Raw genomic sequence first — 20,151 nt, forward strand, 5'->3', positions numbered from 1 at the left:
TTGTGACGATGAAAAACGAAATGATTGGAATGATTCTAGCAGGAGGACAAGGAACACGATTAGGAAAACTAACGAAACACATCGCAAAACCAGCTGTACCTTTTGGAGGACGTTACCGAATTATTGATTTTACGTTAAGTAATTGTGCCAATTCAGGAATTAGTAACGTCGGTGTCGTGACCCAGTACCAACCTTTAGCTTTAAATTCTCATATTGGAAATGGTGTAAACTGGGGATTAAATGGGATTAATTCAGGTGTAACTATTTTACAACCATATTTCAGCGCAGAAGGAAGTAAATGGTTTGAAGGAACGGCCCACGCAATTTATCAAAACATTGATTACATTGATGAATTAAATCCACAGTATGTCTTAATCTTATCCGGTGACCATATTTATAAGATGGATTATGAAGAGATGCTTGAGAATCATAAAAAAAATAATGCGGCCCTTTCTGTTGCTGTGATTGAAGTACCGTTGAAAGAAGCATCTCGCTTTGGAATTATGAATACCGATGAATACGATCGAATCATTGAGTTCGAAGAAAAACCAGAGCATCCTAAGAGTAATTTAGCTTCAATGGGGATTTATATTTTTAATTGGGGACGGTTAAGAGAAACGCTCGTTAGTAATTATGCGATGGATAACAAAATGGAAGATTTTGGTAAAGATGTGATTCCGGCTTATTTATCTAGTGGTGCGAATGTTATCGCCTATCGTTTTCAAGGATATTGGAAAGATGTGGGAACGATTGATTCTTTATGGGAAGCCAATATGGAGTTTTTAGATTTAGATATGCCATTAAATATTCGAGACAAAAGTTGGCGGGTCTATTCTAAAAATCGGATTTGTCCACCGCATTTTATAACAGCGACTGGTTCAGTTAAAGATTCACTCGTATCAGATGGTTGTTACATTGCTGGTGCAATCCAGCATAGTATTTTGTCGGAAGATGTCCAGGTAAAAGAAGGATCTATTATCACAGATTGTGTCATTATGTCAGGTGCAACGATTGGAAAAAAAGTTTCTTTAAATCGCGTCATTGTTGGGGAAGATGCGATTATAGGTGATAATGCAACAATTGATGGCAGCGATGAAATTGCTGTTGTCGGTTATTCTGAAGTGATTGGAGTGACAAAAAATGAAGACCAATAGTATGTGTGCTTTAATCGGAAACATTCATCGGTATGATGAACTATTACCATTAATAAAGGATCGCCCAATTGCGACATTGCCTTTTTCTAGTAAATATCGGTTGATTGATTTTAATTTATCAAATGTCGCCAATGCGAATATTCTATCTGTTTTTATGGTTTTTAATGAAGGTGAGACTCGTTCTGTCTTTGATCATATCGGAGGCGGGCGAGAATGGAACTTAGATGGTGTAAAAAACCGCTTTTTCATTCATATTTATCAAGATTATATTCGTCGTGCTGATAATAATCGTAGTTATTATGAATTAATCATTGATTATTTACTCAAATCAAAATCAGAATATGTTGTTTATATGGGCAGTAAATTTGTATGTAATATTGATTTACGAGCGATACAAGCCATTCATCGCCAAAAAAACGCTGATTTAACGGTTGTTTATAAAAGAGTACCAAAGGAAAAGTTGCATTCTTCTGATCTTTTACTAAGAATGGATATGGATAATGTCGTAGTTGAAAAAGCTTCAGTAAGTACGGTGGAACCAAGCGAACTAGTCAATTTATGTACCGATATTTATGTTATTAAATCGAATCATTTGATTGAGTTGCTTAAAAAAAGGATTGCAGCAGGGGCTGTTGGGAGTATTGAAAATCTATTGAGAGAATCAATTGGACAAAATACCGCAGCTTATGAGTTTACAGGTTACTTGACGAATATTTATGATATTCCTTCGTATTACCAAGCGAATATGGACATGTTGGATGTAAAAAAATTCAACTCATTATTTTATTCTAGTCAAAAAATCTACACAAAAATGAAAGATGATGTTCCAACTTACTATAGTAAGACATCGAATATTAGCAATAGCCAATTAGCAACGGGATGTACAATTGAAGGCGAAGTGGAGAACTCCTTAATTAGTCGTGGAACACATATTTATAAGAATGCTAAAGTCAATCATTCAATTATCTTTTCAAGTAACGTTATTCACGAGGGGGCAACGGTCGCTTATGCGATCTTAGATAAAAATGTCATTGTTGATCCAGGTATTCGTATTGAAGGAACTCCGGAAAATCCGGTAGTAGTAGCAAAAGGCAAACACGTTACAAGAAACATCATTGGAGGATAGCAGTATGAAACTACTTTACACGGCTTTTGAATGTGCGCCATTTTTTAAAACGGGTGGCCTAGGTGACGTTGCTGGTGCTTTGCCCAAAGCATTACAAAAAAAAGGGATTGAGACGATTGTTGTATTGCCCTATTTTACTTTTATTCCTGAACGCTTTAAAAACGAATGTCAAGATGTAACAGCATTTACGCTAGAAGTAGGCTGGCGTAAACAATATTGTGGAATCAAACGGTTAGATTTTCAAGGCGTTCGCTATTACTTTATTGATAATTTGTATTATTTTGGCCGAGACCGAATTTACGGATACGATGATGATGCTGAACGTTTCGCTTTCTTCCAGTTAGCAGTGATTGAAATGATGGGAAAAATTGCCTTTATTCCAGATATTCTACATGTGAATGACTATCATACAGCAATGATTCCATTTTTATTGAAAGAAAAATATCATTGGGTTGATAATTATCAAGCTATCCGGACGGTTCTAACCATCCATAACATTGAGTTTCAAGGGCAATATGGACCAGAGATGTTAGGTGATTTGTTTGGTGTCGGTCAGCGTCGTTATGATGAAGGGGCGATTCGCTGGCACAATCAATTGAACTTTATGAAGTCTGGTATTGCTTATGCCAATCATATCAATACGGTGAGTCCATCCTATGCGGAAGAAATCAAAACGGCTGAATTTGGTGCCGGATTAGAAGAGATTCTCAGAATGGAAAATCAAAAGCTATCTGGCATTTTAAATGGGATTGACTATGAAATGAATAACCCTAGCGACGATCCAGCATTGGTGGCACCTTTTGACGCAGCTGATTTAACTGGAAAAGCGTTAAATAAAGTTGCATTACAAAAGTTAATGGGATTGCCTGAAAATTCGAAAGTTCCACTGCTTTCGGTTGTTAGTCGGCTCACGTATCAAAAAGGATTCCATTTATTGTTGGAAGAACTGGAACATCTATTGCAATTTGATGTGCAATTTGTCTTGCTTGGAACCGGCGATCCGCGTTTTGAAGAGGCCTTTCGGAAAATTGTCGCCCGTTATCCAGAAAAAGCTGCAGCTAAAATTACTTTTGATGTCACCTTAGCTCAAAAAATTTATGCAGGTTCTGATTTATTCTTAATGCCGTCTGCTTTTGAACCTTGTGGGCTATCGCAAATGATTGCGATGCGGTACGGAACATTACCCGTAGTTCATGAAATTGGTGGTTTAAAAGATTCGGTTAGACCATTCAATCCAATCACCAATCAAGGAACAGGGTTTGGTTTTGAACAATTTAGAGGGTTTTATTTAACCGAAGCGGTAAAGCAAGGCTTACAAGTTTATCACGATTCGCCAAATGTTTGGGAAAAACTGCAACAAGCGGCTATGACAACTGATTTTAGTTGGGAGACAAGTTGCCAAAATTATATTGATCTATATAATCGGCTGTTATAGAAATAAATGAAAAGAAGACAGCTTGAACTTTTGATAAGGTTCTTTTAAGCTGTCTTTTTTGCATCAAAAACTCGAGGGGGATGTTTATGCTAACAAAGAAAGAATTAATTGCCGAATTACGCAAAAATTTACAAGAAGACTACGCGATTGAGTTAGAAGATGCAACATCAGAAGAAATTTTTTTTAGTTTAGGAAGTGCAATCAAAGGGATTTCTAATCAAAAATGGCAAAAAACTTGGAAAAATTATTTGAAGGAGCAACAAAAACAAGTCTATTATTTTTCAATTGAATTTCTACCGGGCAAACTTTTAAAAAGCAATTTATTAAATTTAGGCTTGTATGAATTAGTCAAAGAAACACTCGCCGATTTAACGATTGACCTCGAAGAAATTGTTGAACAAGAAAAAGACATGGCACTAGGAAATGGTGGGTTAGGTCGTTTAGCTTCGTGTTTTATGGATGCCATTGCTTCAAAGGGCTTACCGGGAAATGGAAACGGTATTCGTTATAACTATGGGTTATTTAAACAACAGTTTGTTGATGGTTATCAAGTAGAACTACCGGACGATTGGTTGAAAAAAGGCAATGTTTGGGAAATTCGCCGGGATAGTAAGGCCGTTGATGTTCATTATGGCGGAAATGTTTTCTTTGAAAAAAAAGAGGACGGTCATTTAAAAGTTCAATATGAAAATCAAAGAATCCTAAGAGCTGTTCCTTATGACACTGGGATGATTGGTTATCAAAACAATATCGTTAACACCATGCGTCTTTGGGGTGTTGAAATCCCACATTCAGAGGAAGGAAAATATCGTAGTATTGAAGAGCGTCGCGTATTGGAAGATATAACCGCTGTCTTATATCCAGATGATTCCAATGAAAAAGGACGCTGTATTCGCTTAATTCAAGAGTACTTCTTTGTTTCAGCAGGGATTCAAAGTATTTTACGCTATTATCAACGTCTTGGGTTATCACCAAGTTTATTGAGTGAAAAAATCGCGATTCATATTAATGATACACATCCTGCCTTGTGTATCCCAGAATTTATGCGAATTCTATTAGATGAGTGGGAGCTTAGTTGGGAACAAGCTTGGGATATTACAAGTAAAGTAATGAGTTATACGAATCATACTATTTTAGCGGAGGCCTTAGAAAAATGGCCAATTAGCCTGATGAAGAATGTTGTTCCAAGGATGTTCCAAATTATTGAAGAAATCGATCGTCGTTATGTTTTATCGATGTCTGCGATTCATTCGGATGAATTAATTCAACGGACACGAATCGTACAAGGTTCAACGATTCACATGGCTCATTTGGCAATTATTGGCAGTCATAGTACAAATGGCGTGGCGAAATTGCATTCTGATTTGTTGAAGTCAGTGGTCTTGCATGATTTTTATGTCATTTTCCCTGACCGTTTTAATAATAAAACTAATGGAATCGCTCAGAGACGTTGGTTGCAATTAGCAAACGAACCATTGAGTAAAGTTTTAGATGATACGATTGGTCACACTTGGAGACAAGATTCCAGTAATTTAAAATTACTGATGAATTATCAAAAGGATACGAGTGTTTTAGCAAAATTAGCGGCTGCTAAACAAACGAAAAAAATCGAATTAGCTGATTTTATTGAAGCAAATACGGGTATTATCGTTAATCCGGAGGCGATTTTTGATGTGCAAATTAAACGTCTACACGCTTATAAACGCCAGTTGTTAAATCTGTTGCATATTTTAAAACAATATTTTGATTTGAAAGACCATCCTGAGAAACGGATTCATCCAAGGGTTTATATTTTTGGAGCAAAAGCTGCCCCGAGCTATCATTATGCCAAATCAATTATTAAAGTCATCAATGAAGTAGCTAGTTTAATTAATCATGATGCAACGATTCATGATCAAATAAAAATTATCTTTTTACCAAATTACAACGTTTCATTGGCTGAAAAAATCATTCCAGCTGCCGATGTGAGTGAGCAAATTTCCTTGGCCTCAAAAGAAGCTTCTGGAACGAGTAATATGAAACTGATGTTAAACGGTGCGATTACCTTGGCTACTTTAGATGGTGCCAACATTGAAATCAGGGATGCTGTAGGCGATGAAAACATTGTCATTTTTGGACTTTCTGAAGCACAAGTCTACGCATATTATGAAAATAAAAACTATTCTTCGATCGAAATCTATGAAAAAAATCCGATGATTCAACGGGTGTTAAATGCCTTCATCAATGGTGAAATTCCAAATATTGAGCAGGAAGGTCGAGAAATTTTTGATTCACTTTTAACTTATAATGATGAATATTTCTTATTGAGAGACTTTGATTCCTATTGTGCCGCTCAGAGCCGAATCGAGCAAGAGTATCAGAATTCGACCGACTGGCAACGTCGCTGTCTTATTAATATTGCCAACGCTGGCGTTTTCTCTGCGGATGAAACCGTTCAACAATATGCCGATGATATTTGGCATATTGAACCATTATTTGCTCACGAATCAAAGTAGAAAGGAGTTCCTATGAACGGTATTTATTTTAATCCTTGGAACCAGCTGTATAAACAGCCCTTTGGTGCGACTGCGGTTAATCAAGTGGTTCATTTTCAAATACAAGTAACTATAACGCAAGTCAGTCAAGTTTACTTAGTGATTCATAAAGATTTTGGTGAGACACAACGCGTGCTCTTACAAAAAAAAGACGCGGATTTTTACGCAGAAGTTTATAAACTAGATAAAGGAAAAGGACTCTATTTTTACCATTTTGAAATTCAAATGAATGATTCATCTGAGCCTGTTTACTATGGGAGTCATCAAGGTGGGGAGGGACGAATTGAAAAGCATCGTGAGAAACTTTGGGAATTTCAGTTAACTTGCTATGAAACCGAAGATCCCATTGTTCCCTGGTATCGTCAAGCTGTATTTTATCAAATTTTTCCGGATCGTTTTTTTAATGGGAATGAAAATGATAAAGTGAATCAACCAAAAAAAAATAGCTTTCTTTATGCAACAAAGGCGGATGAACCGATGTACATCAAAGATGCAGCAGGCGAAATATTACGTTGGGATTTTTATGGTGGCAATTTAAAAGGGATTGAAGATAAAATCCCTTATCTAAAAAAATTAGGCGTTAATGCTTTGTATTTGAATCCGATTTTTGAAGCTGCCAGTAACCATCGTTATGATACGGCTGATTATTTAGTTATCGATCCCGTCTTAGGCACATTAGCTGATTTTGAAAAGCTAGTGGCTACTCTAAAAGCGCAGGGAATGTATTTAATGCTAGATGGTGTCTTCAGCCACGTGGGTCAAAATAGCCGTTATTTTAATCGGGATGGTTCTTATGGCAAAAATAGAGGCGCCTATCAAAATCCTCAAAGTCCCTACTTTTCATGGTTTCAATTTTTTGAATACCCGCAGCGTTATCAATCTTGGTGGGGGATAGCCGATTTACCAACAATTGACAAACTTAATCCGACGTTTCAACAATTTATCTATGGTGGGCAACAAAGCGTGATTGATCAGTGGACGAGTCGTGGTGTTGATGCCTGGCGTCTGGATGTCGCTGATGAGCTACCAGAGATATTTATCGAAGGTATTCGTCAAAAGTTGGATCAATATACTGATAAAGTCTTAATCGGAGAAGTGTGGGAAGATGCATCGAATAAAATTTCATATCAACAACGACGCCAGTATATTTTAGGGGGACGCTTGCAGGGTGTGATGAATTATCCTTTAAGAGATGGGATTCTTTCTTTGCTCAATCATGTGAACTCGACAGAAGAAGTTGCACGAATGCTAACAACATTGATTGAAAATTATCCAAAATTTATTTTATATAGTAATTTAAACAATCTTGGTACGCATGATACGGAAAGAATTTTTTCAATGTTAAATCAAGATGTCAAAAAATTCGATTTAGCTTTTGGTCTGCTTTTTTTCTTTATTGGTGTTCCTTGCATTTATTACGGGGATGAGGCAGGTTTAACAGGTGGAAAAGATCCGGAAAATCGAAAATTTTTTCCTTGGAAAGAACAAAATATAACGCTTTTTACCATTTGTCAAAAATGGATTGCATTAAGAAAAACGAGTGAAGTTTTAATAGAAGGTGAGATTCACTTATTTTACAACTTAGGGCTGTTTGGAATTGCACGTACATTAGGAAGTGTTTATCAAGCGTTGGTTGTAAATCCCCTAGATTCTAGCTATCAAATAACGGAACCTTTAAGCTTTACAACGAGTCCAGTTTCAGTGGCTAAAGCCATTAATAGGCAGCTAGAAAATGTAAAATTGGAAGGATTGAGTTATCATATTTTAGAAGGACAGGTGTGAAAGCATACTTAAAAAAACTATTTGCTTGTAGAGAAAGTGTGGTAAGATAAAGGAAATCTTTTAAAGGATGAGTGAGATGAAAGACAACCAAGAAATTAAACGAACACACACTCGTTTTCCAGCCTATTCAGATGAAGAAGGTGTCAAAATTCAAAGAGCGGAAAAAAGAAATCTTTTTTCAAGTGAAGAGAATTGGATTTTAACGGAAGAGAGTGAAACACCTTTTTATTCAAGAAAAACAAATCCAGCTGAAATTAAAGACTTGCGTCGTTCGAATCGTAGTACTGCAAATAAAGCGGGTCAGTCAATTCGTCAAAAAGAGGAATTGAAACGCCATCGTTCGAATCTACCAGACTACTCAAAGAGAGTTGAGATGGAAGTGACAAAGACCGGTAAAAAGCAGTTTTTTGGTGAAGGACCGAAGCAAGCTTCCTATTTAGTTAAAGAGAAAAAATCTGAAACGGTACCGTCTGTCAAACGTCAATATTCTGGGAGAGCCTATTTTGTTCCTAAATACATTCCGGCATCAATTATTCCAGATGCACAAGATGCAATAATTACAGAAAATCAATTGTTAAAATCGATGGAAAAACCGGAAGGAAGTTACTTGTTATTTGATACCGATGTGACTCCATATCAAGAGCGCAACGACGAAGATCCAAGTGTTCAAAAGTTTGCTTCAAAGCAATCAGTTGAAGATACTGGGGAGAAACCTAAAAAGAAAAAAATGAGCCTTGATCGTTCACTAAAGGGAATGATTGAACAAGAACGCGACGATTTAACTGAAAGAAATTATTTTAGTTAAAAGAACAGACGAAAGGGATCCTAATCAATGTTAAGGGTCATGTTTCGTCTGTTTTTACTATTCAATCCATAATAAAAGAGAATAGCTGTATAAGCTATTCTCTAAACGATGCGGTCGATGGGATTTGAACCCACACGAGTTTCCTCACACGGCCCTCAACCGTGACTGTCTGCCGTTCCAGCACGACCGCGAATAACAAAATATTACCGATAAATAACAGAGTTGTCAATATGAAGTTTGATAATCCGAATGTTTTTTCTAAATATTTCTTAAAAGAATAAGAATATTTAGAAAAAAGATTAACATGCGACTAAAAAAAATTGCTATAATAGAAATCGTTTAACGCGTTGATCTAGGAATCATCGAATGGGATTGAAAGAGGGAAAATCAATGAGAAAATTTGAAAAGTCAACAAAACTTGATGGGGTAAGTTATGATGTTCGTGGACCGGTTCTGGAAGAAGCCGATCGAATGCAAGAAGAAGGGATTAGTATTTTAAAATTAAATACCGGTAATCCCGCGACTTTCGGATTTGAAGCACCGAATGAAATTGTGCGTGATTTGATTTTGAATGTAAGAGAGTCAGAAGGATATTCCGATTCTAAAGGTATTTTTTCTGCTAGAAAAGCAGTAGAACAATACTACCAAGTTCGAAAATTTCCAAATTTATCAATACATGATATTTATACGGGAAATGGTGTGAGTGAATTAATCACTATGTCGATGCAAGGTTTATGTAACAACGGAGATGAAGTCCTTGTCCCAATGCCTGATTACCCACTTTGGACAGCTTCCATTTCCTTAGCAGGTGGAAAAGCCGTTCACTATATTTGTGATGAGCAAAGTGAATGGAATCCTGATATTGCAGACATCCGTTCGAAGATTACAATGAAAACAAAAGCAATTGTTTTAATTAACCCTAATAATCCGACAGGAGCAGTTTATCCAAAGGAAATTTTAGAAGAAATTGTCAAAATCGCTCGAGAGTTTGATTTAATTATTTTTTCAGATGAAATTTATGATCGTTTACTAATGGATGGGCACAAGCACCATCATATTGCAGCTTTAGCACCTGATCGACCAGTTGTGACGTTTAGTGGTTTATCTAAATCACATCGTGTCGCGGGTTTCCGTGTTGGTTGGATGGCAATTAGTGGCGATAAATCGAATATTAATGGCTATATTGAAGGCTTGAATATGTTGTCTTCCATGCGTTTATGTTCCAACGTTTTATCGCAACAAATCGTTCAAACTGCTCTAGGTGGCCATCAAAGTGCCGATGCGTTGATGTTACCGGGTGGTCGTGTTTATGAACAGAGGGAATTTATTTATAAGGCAATTAACGATATTCCTGGATTGTCAGCAGTCAAACCAAAAGCAGCATTTTACATCTTCCCGAAAATTGATATTAAACGTTTTAACATTTATGATGATGAAAAATTTGTTTTAGATTTTTTACATGAACATCATGTTTTATTAGTACATGGTGGGGGTTTTAATTGGCAGACGCCAGATCACTTCCGAATTGTTTATTTACCAAATATGGATCAATTAGAATCAACGGCCGTCCGGATGCGTAGCTTTTTAGAAACGTATAAACAAAAGTAATTATTCAACTAAAAAAACCTGTCTTTCACGTTTTAACATGAAATGACAGGTTTTATTTTTTGTTTAGTCTTCATTATTTTGTTGTTTTTTGGCAAATCTTTTTACTGATAACCATTCTGCCATTATATTTTTCAACGATTTCTGCAGAAGGCTCTTTAACTTGAATTAAAAATGAATTTTCGTATTCTTTCTCAATAAGACCAAATAAAGTGATATTTTCCCACTTGAATGTTACGTTTGTTTGCGTTTCCATGAACAACACTCCAATCGATTGTCTAGTATGATGCACATTTTTAAAATAGTTTCTATTTTTGTATTATGTTACAAAATATGGTAAATTTAAAATGCAAATTCGCATATTTTGAAATAAAGGGGTAGAGCATGATAAAAAAACGGGAATCATTTGGGGAAACTTTAAAAAAGTTGCGACAGTCACAAAAAATGACGCAAAAGATGCTTGCTGAAGGTATCTGTGCTCAAAGCCTGATTAGTCGTGTTGAAAATAATGAAGAATTGCCAAATGTAGTCATTTTGCAACAAATTTGTCAACGATTAGATATTACTATGGATCAATTGATGCAATTTGAATCAGAAGAAATTAACCAACGAAACGATCAATTGAATAAAGTTCATCATCACTTTATTCAAAAAAACTATTTAAAAATGGCGCAGTTATTAAAAGATGAAAGCTTAATCAATAGCTTATTTTTGGATGCTGATTTCCAAAGATATGACTACTACTTAAGTATTTGTGCATTTTACGTCGAAAAAAAGACTATTAAAGCTTTACAGTTATTAAAAAAAGCTATTTCCTATACACATAAACGAGAAAATCCAAATATTTCGATATTAGAAATTCAGATGATGGCTGACTTGGGACGGATGTACCAAAAAAATGGGCAGTTAGAAGCTGCTTTTATTGAATTAGAACGGGTTTATCAGTTGATTGATGTCCTGCCAGAAGAAAGAAAGAACTTTGAATTAAATAAGATTTATTTTTATTATGGAGAGTTATTATTTGAACAACAACGTTATACAGAAGCATTTGAAATTGTGGAAGAAGGAATGGCTTTAGCTCAACAATTTTGTAGTTATTATTATTTGGAAGAATTATTTACATTAAATGGTAAGCTTTTGGAGGTTGATAATCAATCGACGGAAGCAACGGAGTACTTTTTTTTAGCGAATATGGTACAAAAAATTGTTCGTGATTAATTATACGAAGCTTGACTTCGAAAAAAATTAGGAGTACTTTAACTATAGTAATCAAATAAGGGGCGAGCTTAATGAGAACGTTTGTAAAAGCAGATAAATTCTTTTATCATTCAACAACAAAAAACAATGGGTATTTAGAAATTGTCGATGGAAAATTCGGCCAACATTTCAAAGAATTACCAGAACAAGGTGAAGTAATTGACCATAGTGGCAAATGGATTGCACCAGGTTTAGTCGACACACATATCCATGGTTATATGAACCATGACGTGATGGACAATGATGCTGAGGGAATTAAAGTCATGTCTGAAGCGTTACTTGCGTGTGGGGTAACTTCTTTCTTACCAACAACTTTAACTTCAAGTCGTGAATTATTAACTAAAGTTGCTAAAACTTTAGGGGAAGTCAAAGATGAAGTGACTGGCGCGAAAATTCAAGGGATTTATTTTGAAGGTCCTTTCTTTACTGAAGAATATAAAGGGGCACAAAACCCTTCATATTTTGGTGATCCAAGTTTAGAAATTTTTAATGAATGGCAAGAAGCTTCAGGCGGTATCATCAAAAAAATCGCCTTGGCACCAGAACGTAAAGGCGTCAAAGAATTTGTTGAAGCTGTAACAAAAGAAGGCGTTGTTGTTGCATTAGGGCATAGTAATGCAACTTTAGAAGAAGCGACTGAAATCGTTGATGCAGGTGCGAGTGTTTTCGTTCATGCTTTTAACGGAATGCGTGGTTTAAATCACCGTGAACCAGGGATGGTTGGAGCATTGATGACGTTAGAAAAAGTCTTCTCTGAATTAATTTGTGATGGTCACCATGTACATCCACAAGCAGCAGAAGTTTTAATTAATAAAGTCGGTCATGATCATGTCGCATTAATTACCGATTGTATGATGGCTGGTGGTATGCCTGATGGAGATTACATTTTAGGAGAATTTCCAGTTGTCGTTAAAGACGGCACAGTTCGATTAAAAGAAGGCAGCTTAGCAGGAAGTATTTTAAAACTAAAAGAAGCAATCAAAAATGTTGTAGATTGGGAATTAGCGAAACCTGAAGAAGCAGTTTTAATGGGTAGTTACGTGCCAGCTGTGAGCTGTAACATCGCTGATAAATGTGGTCAAATTAAAGCAGGACGTGACGCAGATTTCATCGTCTTGAATCGTGATATGACCTTAGAAGCAACTTACTTAGACGGTGTTGAAAGATACCACGCTTAATAAAATATTTAAAAAGAGGGAGAAAATCCCCTCTTTTTTTTGTTCTCGTTTTGAAATTAATGGAAGAAAACAGTGATTATGATACAATAGAAACGGAATACAACTGAGGAGACGTGTGCGATGAGTTATATTGAAGTGATTGACGAAGTAAAAAAATATCGAATGGGCGACACTGAAATTTTTGCAAATGATGGTGTCACTTTTAATGTTGAACAAGGAGAAGTTGCCGTGATATTGGGGCCAAGTGGGGCAGGTAAGTCGACGGTTCTAAATATTTTAGGTGGTATGGATAGCTGCGATAGTGGCGAGATTATTATCGATGGCGTTGATATTGCGAATTTTTCAGATAAGGAATTAACAGCATATCGTCGCAGTGACGTGGGCTTTGTCTTTCAATTTTATAATTTGGTTCCCAATTTAACGGCTAAAGAAAATGTTGAATTGGCTTCACAAATTGTAAAGGATGCTTTAGATCCAGAAGAAGTGTTATTTCAAGTCGGATTGGGTCATCGGATGAACAATTTTCCCGCACAATTATCTGGCGGTGAACAACAACGGGTGACAATTGCCAGAGCTTTGGCAAAACGTCCGAAATTATTGTTATGTGATGAGCCTACTGGAGCCCTTGATTATGAAACAGGAAAGCAAATCTTACAAATATTAGAAGATGCTGCCCGTAAGATAGGGACGACGGTGGTTATTATTACACATAATTCGCAAATTGCACCTATGGCAAATCGGGTGATTCGCATTAATGATGCAAAAGTTCGAAGTATTGAAATTAATGAAAATCCGACGCCAATTTCAGAGATTGAGTGGTAGATGATGAATGAAAAAAAAGGCTTTATTAAAAACTAGTTTAAGAGAAATTACCAATTCACCAGCCCGTTTTTTATCAATTTTGGGTATTATCTTTTTAGGAGTAGCATTTTTTGTTGGAATTGGTGCAACGGGTCCAGATATGATTCGTTCGGCCGATGATTATTTTAAAAAATATGACTTAGCCGATGTGAGTGTCTATTCCTCTTTAGGTTTCTCTAACGAAGATAAAAAAATTATTGAAAAAGATGAGGCGATTGGAGCGATCTCACTTCAATACTTAGCAGATATTCATTCCAATCAGAGTAATCAAGTTTTTCGATTTTTAAGTTATGATGATAAGGATTCGTTAAATAAATTGAATGTCGTTAAAGGACGTTTACCAAACGAGCCGGATGAGATTGTCATCGATAGTATTTTGCAAGGAAATGAGAAATATAAGATTGGTGAGACTTATACAATTGATCAATCAGACGATGTAGATAAGCAATTGGAGAATCATTCATTTGAAATTGTAGGGTTTGTGAAAAGTCCGGAATTTATCGATAATGCGAAACGCGGCAACACGAATGTCGGTAATGGCGCCATCGATGCCTTTGTCTTTGTTTTACCGGAGGCATTTAATCTTGACGCTTACGGTCGAATGCTTGTTTCATTTGTGAATCTAACGGATGAAGTGGCTTATTCTGAAGCGTATCAGCAAAAAATGAAAGACAATAAGGCTTTATTAGTAGATTTACTTGATCCTAGAAAAACCGAACGTTTGAAAGAAATCCGGACAGAGGCTTTGGATGAAATTGAGCGGAATCAAAAAGAGTTAACCAAAGCAAAAGACCAATTGCAAGCGGGTGAAAAAGAACTATTACAGGCTAAGAAAGAACTTGAAAGTGGCGAAAAAGCTTTTCTTGAAGGCAAGAAAACATTTCAAACTGAAATTGCAAATGGACAAGCGGAAATTGCGCGACAAGAACAGCAATTGGATGCAGCCGAAGATGAAATTGATCAACAAACTGATTATTTAAATAATCAACAACGAGAACTCGATCAAAATAGTGGGAAATTAGCAGCTTACCAAGAGCAATTGGAACAAATTTTTGATCAATTAGACGAAATTCAATTAGCTTTGGGACAGTTAGATGAGGCAGAGGCTGTTTTTAAAGAGATTGAAATCCTACTTGACCAATTGGAGCAACTGAATGATGAGGAACAACAAGCAGCGCTGGGCGAATTAAAAAGTCTACTCCAACTGCTAGCTAGTCAATTGCCAAATGCTTCTGAGCTACAGACAGTGATTGATGCAATTATTAATGGTTTGACTTTAGAAAATCTAGTACAAGTTAGACAAGAGATGCAACAACTACAAGAATTATTAGCGAATCAACGCCAAGAAATTGAAAATCAATTACAAATGTTGACCCAACAACAATCCGAATTGGAAGCTGGTCTTCAAGTAATTGAAGAGGGGCAGCGTCAACTAGACGAGGGTCGAGAAGCACTTCGCGCAGCACAACGGCAATTACGTGAGGGGCGTAAGCAATTAAACAGTGGTCGTGAGACATTAATTGTTGAGCGGGAGCGCGGACAACAGAAATTAGATGCGACTGAAAAGGAATTAAAGGCTGGTCGCACGACATTTGAAAAAGAACAGGCGAAATTTGAAAAATTACAAAAAGAGAAAATTCCTGAACTTGAAAAAGCTCAAACCCGATTAAATGAAGAAAAAGCAAAACTAGATGACTTGAAGGAAGCGAAGTTTACGACAGTTTTACGTGAAAGCAATCCTGGTTATCTTGAATATGAACAAAATGCCAATCGGATTTCTTCCATTGCAACGGTCTTCCCAACGATTTTCTTCTTAATTGCCGCTCTAGTTAGTTTAACAACGATGGGACGGATGATTGAAGAAAAAAGAATGGAGATTGGGACTTACAAGGCTTTAGGTTATAAAAACAGTGAAGTGGCTCAAAAGTTCCTGATTTATTCGTTAGCCGCAGGGTTAACGGGAACTTTGTTAGGTTTGCTTGTAGGTTTTTATTTATTCCCAACGATTATTATTAATGCTTATGGGCAACTCTATAGTATTAAAGAGTTTTCAACGCCATGGTACTTATCATACTCTCTGATTGGTATTGCAGTCGGCCTATTTTGTACGGTCGGTATCGCTTTAATTGTTCTTAGAGTTGATTTAGCTAGTACGGCAGCGACACTTCTTCGGCCAAAAGCACCTAAACCAGGTAAAGTTATCTTAATTGAACGTATCAAACCTCTTTGGCGTCGCTTGAACTTCAATCAAAAAGTAACCATGCGTAATTTATTCCGTTATAAGTCACGAATGTTTATGACTATTTTTGGCATTGCTGGTTGTACGGCAATGATTGTTACGGGTTTTGGTTTGAAAAACTCCATTGGTGACATTGTACCGATTCAGTTTAATCAGATTTGGCATTATCAAGGTATTGTTAGTTTCAATCAAGATGCCACTGAAGAAAAACTAAGACTTTATCAAGAGGAACGCTCAGATCTAACGGGCTTAAAGACTTCTTTAGCATTAGCCTCAGAGAATTTAACGACAGAGATTTCTGGAGAAAATATCCAAGATTTAACAGTCTATGTACCAGAAAACATCGACGATATCGCAGACTTTGTTTCTTTTGAAGACCGTCAGACGCAAGAAACATTTGTTTTGAATGACGATGGCGCGATTATTAACGAAAAGCTCTCGAAGTTGTTTGATGTGAACGTTGGAGATACGCTAGAATTAAAAAATGCGGATAGCGAAACGTTTGAGATAACTATTTCAGGCGTTGTTGAAAACTATGTCGGTCATTTTGCGTATCTGTCACCAAAATATTATGAAAAAGTCTTTGCGAAAGAACCGGCCTTCAATAGTGAGTTGCTCTTGTTTGAGGATTCGCTAACAAAAAATGAAGAGAAAAAGATTGCCAATCAATTGATGAAATTAGATCGGGTGATTAATGTCTCCTTCTTATCGGATTCTTCAACCGCATTAGACGAGACGACTGAAATTTTAAACTTAGTTGTGTGGATTTTGATTATTTCAGCGGGATTATTAGCCTTTATTGTTTTATATAACTTAAACAATATTAATATTTCTGAACGTATTCGCGAACTTTCCACCATTAAAGTTTTAGGTTTTTATAATAATGAAGTGACGATGTATATTTACCGAGAAAATATTTTCTTAACGATTTTTGGTGTAGGAATTGGTTTGCTTTTCGGTAAAATTTTACACGGTTACGTATTACAAACAGTTGAGTTAGATATGTTGATGTTCTCACCTAAAATTCATGGCTTAAGTTATGTATACGCAAGTTTGATTACTGTCTTCTTTACAGTTGTGGTCGGTTTTGTCATGTATCAGAAGTTGAAAAAAGTCGATATGATTGAAGCGTTAAAATCAAACGAATAAGAAGGGAAATGTGAAAGGTGATTTTACTTTTTACATGGAAAAGATTCGTCTTTTCACTTGAATGCAAGTTAACGAATGTGAACTAGACATAAATTTCAGATAAAAAATAAGCTGTGACGGATGTCATAGCTTATTTTTGCGGTTGTATAATATTTGGTGTTGATGGAAAAATGTCATAGAGATTTTCTTTCAGCACTTTTTTAATTTTTCCGACAAAAAAAGGCCTCAAACTGATAAAATGTAGTCGTCGAAAACAAACACAAATCAAGAGTGAAGCCTCATGCATAATAATATTAGAAACATGCTTGGATTAACAGATGCAAATATTACTTTCCCGGAAGATGGTTGGAGGAGGGGAAATAAAAGGTGTCACTGAGTACTTGAATAATAAAATTATAGTAATTAGACGTGTTTCCTATGGTTATTGTGTTTTCTATCATTTAAGAGATCGAATCTACGTCGTTCAGAGATTGTTTTTCTCACAATCTGAAGCAATCTAAAGAATCAATAAAAAACACTAGCAGATCGGAGAAAAATGTCTTGTGCAGCTACGCCAAAAGACGAAATATGAATTACTCTAGGTTGGTGCTTTAGCACTTAACTAGAGTTTGAAGCTTTCGGGTTGAGAGACCATGGCTCGAAACGGTCTCGTAGCTTCTGTCAACAAGGCGATTTTTCGCAGGTGAGCGGGAGGCTCCACCCCTTTTTTATGGCAATAAAAAAATCAATAGAGAAACAACGACTCTACCGATTCAGACGCTTATTTTTGCGTTATTCTTCTGTTTGCGTTGGGGCTAAAGGTAGAAAATAATTTAAGCCGATTGCGACCAACGTTCCAATAAAAGTATCTAAAATTCTCTGCAAGGCAAAAACAAAGGATTTATCACCTTCAGAATCCAGTGAAATTAAAAGTAATGTAGCAACAGCTGAAATAATACCAGCATGGTTATTGATACCGTCAGATAAAATGATGACAAAAGCAACAGCTAGTGGCACAAGTAGAAGTTCTGTTAGTGTATGGTGTTGCACCATATTCTGAATAAAAACATAAAAGAGTGCAGCAGCACCACCGATAATATTCCCTAATACGCGAGAACGTGCAAAGGTAATCGTAGTTGGCATATCCTGTCGCAAACTAAAAACAGCGGCTAAAGCAGCAATCATTGCATCTCCTCTGTTAAAAAAATAGAAAAGCAAAATACAAATCATCACTGCAAGAGAAGATTTGATCGTTCGCATACCGATTCGAAATTGACCAATATTCATTTAAAACACCTCTTTTAATTAGTTTATCGAAAATTCATTTAAAACGCTAGTGAAATTTTAGAAGCTTTCGTTTAAAATAGCTAAAGGAAGGTGGAAACAACATGAAAATTGGATTACGAACACTTAAAACCGTTGTGGCTTGCTTTTTTGCCCTGATTATTGCCCAACAACTTGATTTACTCTATTATACTTCAGCAGGGATTATCGCAATTTTAAGTGTGGGCAATACAAAAAAATCTTCTTTTAATACTGGGATGGCACGTGTTGCATCGTTGACACTGGCAACAATCATTGCCGCCATTATTTTTAATCTCGTGGGGTATTCGCCATTGGGTTTTACACTTTTTTTAACTTTTTTTATTCCGTTAACGGTCCGTTTTTCATTAACCGATGGCATCGTCGTCACTTCTGTTTTAGTCACTCATTATTTACTTGAACAAAACTTTGGTTGGGATTTGATTATCAATGAATTTTTGCTGATGGGAATAGGAGTAGGTGTAGCGTTACTGCTTAATTTATATATGCCTAATCTCGAAAAAAGAATTAAGCAAGAGCAAGAAACAATCGAAGTTCATGTCAGACAACTATTGCTAGATATGGCCGATCACTTGGCACAGACGAATAAAGAAGATTTAGTTATCTCATGCGACGCCTTGCTAGAAAGTATTGATAATGGTCAAAAGCAGGCACACATGCATCAAGAAAATCAATGGTTTGAAGAAAACTGGTATTATGAGGAATATTTTATTATGCGTCGCTCCCAAGTTCGCCTGTTAAGGGAAATGATTTTTATTTTGAAAAAAATTGAAATTGAAAAAGCTTTGGTCGAAGATCTTCATATTTTATTAACAACGGCAGGAGAGACATTGTCAGAAGCAAATGATGGTATACAATTGTTAAAAAATATTGATTTAGTTACGGAGAGCTACCGTTTAAAACCATTGCCAAAAAACCGTGAGGAATTTGAAAATCGTGCACGACTTTTTCAATGTTTGCAAATTTTTAAAAATTTCATTGAGCTAAAAGCAGAGTTTTCCATGCAACGATAACATTTCGCCGCCTCAGTCCTATTTTGGGAATGGAGCGGCTGTTTGAATGGTTTCGATATTTCACAAAAAACAACTGTTATAGGTTATAATAGGCAATGAAACATTGATTGTTTCAAATGATAAAATTTATTCAATTTTTACGTTTATTGCTATCATTCAATTGATTTACAAAGTAAAATACTCGTTAGGAGGAAACAACATGCACGAAATTTATATTAATCTGATTTTAAGTGGTATTTATGAGAATTATTATTCAGAAGAAGAATTTTACAAGAATCACTTAGGCATTTCTTTTGAAAGGTGGGAAAATTGGAAGCACGGAAAAACAAGTCTTTCACCTGAAGAGAGTCAAAAAGTTAAAAATATTTTTAGTGATTATGAGTGGATGCTTTTACAAAAGGTTTTACGACAAACGATTATTTACCCTGAAAAACGTCATATCGCTGTTTCTGAGTATAAAAAATTAAAAATTAAAATTGCGCAACAATGGTTAAATACAAACAGTGGGGTTGTTGAATTTCAGCAACTCAAAGAAGAAGAGAAAAAAGATGCCTTGATTGATTTACGTGTCAGCTTACAATATGGTGAATGGGGCTTTGACGATGTTTTGAACTTTCGATTACCGGCAGCCATTCAAAATCAAATCGTTCGACAAGAAGTTGCCCTCTTAGATTGGGTGAATCAAGAGTTAGAGGACGCTTATGTGTAAGG

Annotated in this window: 15 protein-coding genes and 1 tRNA gene; 13 read left to right on the forward strand and 3 right to left on the reverse strand. The window is 36.0% G+C overall.

Annotation, left to right across the window (positions count from 1 at the left end):
• Nucleotides 1-8: 8 nt before the first annotated feature.
• The 6 genes from ACFO3L_RS09285 (at nucleotide 9) to ACFO3L_RS09310 (ending at nucleotide 8,836) form a co-directional block, all read left to right on the forward strand.
• Entirely contained in the window at nucleotides 9-1,154 is a 1,146-nt protein-coding gene (locus tag ACFO3L_RS09285) for a glucose-1-phosphate adenylyltransferase (protein WP_379966513.1), read from the forward strand.
• Nucleotides 1,141-2,280 carry a glucose-1-phosphate adenylyltransferase subunit GlgD gene (gene glgD / locus ACFO3L_RS09290; protein WP_379966428.1) on the forward strand — a complete coding sequence of 380 codons (1,140 nt, stop codon included), beginning with the start codon at nucleotides 1,141-1,143 and terminating at the stop codon, nucleotides 2,278-2,280. The genes ACFO3L_RS09285 and glgD overlap by 14 nt, the downstream gene beginning before the upstream one ends.
• Nucleotides 2,281-2,284: 4 nt before the next feature.
• On the forward strand, nucleotides 2,285-3,715 hold the full coding sequence (glgA, locus tag ACFO3L_RS09295; protein ID WP_379966431.1) for a glycogen synthase GlgA: 1,431 nt from the start codon (nucleotides 2,285-2,287) through the stop codon (nucleotides 3,713-3,715).
• An 80-nt stretch (nucleotides 3,716-3,795) separates the two neighbouring features.
• Nucleotides 3,796-6,210, forward strand: a complete 2,415-nt coding sequence (locus tag ACFO3L_RS09300; RefSeq protein WP_379966434.1) for a glycogen/starch/alpha-glucan phosphorylase — start codon at nucleotides 3,796-3,798, stop codon at nucleotides 6,208-6,210.
• Between the two features lie 12 nt (nucleotides 6,211-6,222).
• Nucleotides 6,223-8,031, forward strand: a complete 1,809-nt coding sequence (locus ACFO3L_RS09305; protein ID WP_379966437.1) for a glycoside hydrolase family 13 protein — start codon at nucleotides 6,223-6,225, stop codon at nucleotides 8,029-8,031.
• A 76-nt stretch (nucleotides 8,032-8,107) separates the two neighbouring features.
• The gene (locus ACFO3L_RS09310) at nucleotides 8,108-8,836 is read left to right on the forward strand and encodes a hypothetical protein (protein WP_379966440.1); all 729 of its coding nucleotides are present in this window, start codon (nucleotides 8,108-8,110) and stop codon (nucleotides 8,834-8,836) included.
• Between the two features lie 109 nt (nucleotides 8,837-8,945).
• On the opposite strand, the gene ACFO3L_RS09315 is transcribed toward ACFO3L_RS09310, so the two are convergent.
• Nucleotides 8,946-9,026: transfer RNA gene (locus tag ACFO3L_RS09315), tRNA-Leu, on the reverse strand.
• 200 nt (nucleotides 9,027-9,226) lie between these two features.
• Here ACFO3L_RS09315 and ACFO3L_RS09320 point away from each other — a divergent pair.
• A complete protein-coding gene (locus tag ACFO3L_RS09320) occupies nucleotides 9,227-10,444 on the forward strand; it encodes a pyridoxal phosphate-dependent aminotransferase (protein ID WP_379966443.1) in 1,218 nt (405 codons plus the stop codon).
• A gap of 73 nt (nucleotides 10,445-10,517) precedes the next feature.
• Here the strand turns inward: ACFO3L_RS09320 and ACFO3L_RS09325 are convergent, their stop codons facing one another.
• The gene (locus tag ACFO3L_RS09325) at nucleotides 10,518-10,697 is read right to left on the reverse strand and encodes a DUF2187 domain-containing protein (protein ID WP_379966446.1); all 180 of its coding nucleotides are present in this window, start codon (nucleotides 10,695-10,697) and stop codon (nucleotides 10,518-10,520) included.
• Between the two features lie 128 nt (nucleotides 10,698-10,825).
• Between ACFO3L_RS09325 and ACFO3L_RS09330 the strand changes: the two genes are divergently transcribed.
• The 4 genes from ACFO3L_RS09330 (at nucleotide 10,826) to ACFO3L_RS09345 (ending at nucleotide 17,125) form a co-directional block, all read left to right on the forward strand.
• Entirely contained in the window at nucleotides 10,826-11,659 is an 834-nt protein-coding gene (locus ACFO3L_RS09330; protein ID WP_379966449.1) for a helix-turn-helix domain-containing protein, read from the forward strand.
• Nucleotides 11,660-11,730: 71 nt separating this feature from the next.
• On the forward strand, nucleotides 11,731-12,876 hold the full coding sequence (gene nagA / locus ACFO3L_RS09335; protein WP_379966452.1) for an N-acetylglucosamine-6-phosphate deacetylase: 1,146 nt from the start codon (nucleotides 11,731-11,733) through the stop codon (nucleotides 12,874-12,876).
• A gap of 120 nt (nucleotides 12,877-12,996) precedes the next feature.
• The gene (locus ACFO3L_RS09340; protein ID WP_379966455.1) at nucleotides 12,997-13,698 is read left to right on the forward strand and encodes an ABC transporter ATP-binding protein; all 702 of its coding nucleotides are present in this window, start codon (nucleotides 12,997-12,999) and stop codon (nucleotides 13,696-13,698) included.
• Nucleotides 13,699-13,705: 7 nt separating this feature from the next.
• A complete protein-coding gene (locus ACFO3L_RS09345; RefSeq protein WP_379966458.1) occupies nucleotides 13,706-17,125 on the forward strand; it encodes an FtsX-like permease family protein in 3,420 nt (1,139 codons plus the stop codon).
• A gap of 771 nt (nucleotides 17,126-17,896) precedes the next feature.
• On the opposite strand, the gene ACFO3L_RS09350 is transcribed toward ACFO3L_RS09345, so the two are convergent.
• The gene (locus ACFO3L_RS09350; protein ID WP_379966460.1) at nucleotides 17,897-18,391 is read right to left on the reverse strand and encodes an FUSC family protein; all 495 of its coding nucleotides are present in this window, start codon (nucleotides 18,389-18,391) and stop codon (nucleotides 17,897-17,899) included.
• A gap of 101 nt (nucleotides 18,392-18,492) precedes the next feature.
• On the opposite strand from ACFO3L_RS09350, the gene ACFO3L_RS09355 reads away from it, so the two are divergent.
• Together ACFO3L_RS09355 and ACFO3L_RS09360 are read left to right on the forward strand one after the other, a co-directional pair.
• Nucleotides 18,493-19,440 carry an aromatic acid exporter family protein gene (locus ACFO3L_RS09355; RefSeq protein ID WP_379966463.1) on the forward strand — a complete coding sequence of 316 codons (948 nt, stop codon included), beginning with the start codon at nucleotides 18,493-18,495 and terminating at the stop codon, nucleotides 19,438-19,440.
• 199 nt (nucleotides 19,441-19,639) lie between these two features.
• The gene (locus ACFO3L_RS09360; RefSeq protein ID WP_379966466.1) at nucleotides 19,640-20,149 is read left to right on the forward strand and encodes a hypothetical protein; all 510 of its coding nucleotides are present in this window, start codon (nucleotides 19,640-19,642) and stop codon (nucleotides 20,147-20,149) included.
• Nucleotides 20,150-20,151: the final 2 nt, after the last annotated feature.

Origin of the sequence: Enterococcus eurekensis (genome assembly GCF_042654605.1) — a bacterium.
GTDB classification, from domain to species: Bacteria; Bacillota; Bacilli; order Lactobacillales; family Enterococcaceae; genus Enterococcus_I; species Enterococcus_I eurekensis.